General features: G+C 47.1%; 2 protein-coding genes and 1 pseudogene. All 3 read right to left on the bottom strand.

Annotation, left to right across the window (positions count from 1 at the left end):
• Positions 1 to 243: pseudogene (locus BLX24_RS33525) on the bottom strand (hypothetical protein); the annotation flags it as partial.
• A gap of 132 nt (positions 244 to 375) precedes the next feature.
• Positions 376 to 837 carry a hypothetical protein gene (locus BLX24_RS30060; RefSeq protein WP_071506876.1) on the bottom strand — a complete coding sequence of 154 codons (462 nt, stop codon included), beginning with the start codon at positions 835 to 837 and terminating at the stop codon, positions 376 to 378.
• A 287-nt stretch (positions 838 to 1124) separates the two neighbouring features.
• The coding region (locus tag BLX24_RS30055) for a winged helix-turn-helix transcriptional regulator (protein ID WP_143092905.1) at positions 1125 to 1332 on the bottom strand (208 nt) is incomplete at its 5' end.

The raw sequence follows: 1332 nt of genomic DNA, 5'->3' as shown, positions 1-1332 counted from the left end.
CGCCCTGACATAATTTCCCTGATGGTAAAAAAACGTTCCCAGCTGATGCAGATAAGCTCCTTCAGCCTGTCTGTTTCCCTGTTGAACAGCCTGATCCAGCCCGTTTTTCAGGACTCTAAACAGCGAATCGGGATTGGCAGGGCGTTTCGGTTCAGTATCGGTAACCGGTTGAGCCAACGCACGGGCATGCAACAGACACAACCCAATGACGAAGCCACCGCCTGAAAACAAAAAAAAGGACATGACCCGTCCTTTGCGTAGAAACATAGTATACACACAACTGCGTTAATCCCCTGGTCTGTGTCAACAAACGTCTTCACAGAGGAGACATCAAAAATAAACAGCCGGGAGGAGTACAGGCGCTTCTCTGCATTGTTAAATTGTTAAATCTTCAGGGATAGGCACCGGCCTGCCCGGCAAGTGGCCTTGCTGCGCTTCTTCGCAGCGGTATTTTGCCCGGGCCAGCAAGGGCTGTAAATGGCGGGAATAGCCTTTAGATAGACCCGTCAGGAGCTGCAACAGATCGTTTATATCGTCATGGACGACAGATGCCAGCCCCTTTTCGCTATACAGACAGACACGATAAAAATGGTCTTTCGGTTCTGTTACATGGCTTCGGGCTCCATGCTTCACTGCTTTCCAGATCACTAACCTCAATATGACCAGTTGCGGGATGGAGGTTAAATTTGCCTGCCCACAAGCCGTTCTGAATTCAAGTGTTCCAAACTTATGCGGTGCAATGAAAGAATTATTCCGGATGAAACCGGCAGTCTGGTGTAACATACAGTCATATTCCGCTCTGGAGGCCGGAATGGCTTCCGGATAGGCGGCCGCCATATAATCTCGTCAAAGCTATCCCGGTAAATTAATGGCCAGATGGAATAGACAGGCTGTTTTCCGGAAATGAGTTAAGCCACTTTCTTGGTACGATTTTAAGCACTTCACCTGTAGTGGTGAAGTGCTTAAAATACTATGTTACAAAGTAGTTTATGAACAGGTCGTGCCAAACCTTTGCCCATTTGGCGAGTGCGTGTTGTAACATGTATTGTTTCGGTCAGTACTAAACAGGCTGCTTTTTCTGAGGAAAAAAGCAAATAGTTATTTGTCAAATTATCATTGTCTGATTAAAGTGGTGACGGAGGCTCAGGCTTTAGGTTCTTCAGAATAAGTGTCCGTAAACGCTGCTCATGCTGATCACCCCACTGCCCTATTGCCCCAATAACCGGTATGAGGGTTTTCCCGAAATCGGTAAGGTAATATTCCACTTTGGGCGGCACAACCGGATAAATTACTTTCCCGATCAATTCGTGGCTTTCCAGTTCCTTCAATTGT

This window comes from Arsenicibacter rosenii, assembly GCF_001870735.1.
Lineage (GTDB): Bacteria > Bacteroidota > Bacteroidia > Cytophagales > Spirosomataceae > Arsenicibacter > Arsenicibacter rosenii.
This window is presented reverse-complemented; position numbering and strand designations above follow the sequence as displayed.

Coding starts and splice junctions, on each gene's coding strand:
- BLX24_RS30060 (WP_071506876.1), bottom strand. CDS start 837: ATGGCGGCCGCCTATCCGGAAGCCATTCCGGCCTCCAGAGCGGAATAT.